The sequence below is a fragment of the Bacillus sp. AF62 genome (assembly GCF_050312695.1).
GTDB classification, from domain to species: Bacteria; Bacillota; Bacilli; order Bacillales; family Bacillaceae_G; genus Bacillus_A; species Bacillus_A cereus.
Genome location: NZ_JBNPJZ010000243.1, coordinates 1 through 494 on the forward strand (window position 1 = coordinate 1; position 494 = coordinate 494).

Genomic DNA, 494 nt, shown 5'->3' on the forward strand with positions numbered 1-494 from the left:
CCATCTGCTTTTTTCACTAATTGACCGACAACATGAACAATTCCCATGATGTGATTCACAATCTTATCGCGTATATCTGGAATAAATTGTGTATATTGCTGCCCATCATCGTGAGTAATATTTCTCGTTGTTTCCCAAGCTGTGAAAAGAATATTGGCATCTAATGAATTAAATGTTTCTACTAACTTCAAAAGATGATTATCTAATAGTGCATAGTCTTTTAACTCCGGCATACCACTTTTCGTATTTTCACCTTTTTTCAGCAGCCATAATTTTTGATAATGCGTTAAGTTATCGATAAAAATATTGTCGTATTTACCGATGTTCGCTTTTGCCAGTCCGTAAAACTGTAGGATACTATCATGTGGATGTTCAACATCAATCCTAGCTACATCCACATTGTCATACCCCGATAACACTTGGCTTGTCCCATCAATATCCAGGACTAACGTTTTTCCAGGTAACAATCCCGCGACCGTTGTCTTTCCGTTACC

1 protein-coding gene is annotated in these 494 nt (G+C 37.2%); it reads right to left on the reverse strand.

The features are described from left to right. A partial coding sequence (locus ACQRBL_RS32560) for an AAA family ATPase (protein WP_427736452.1) occupies nt 1-494 on the reverse strand: 494 nt, incomplete at both ends.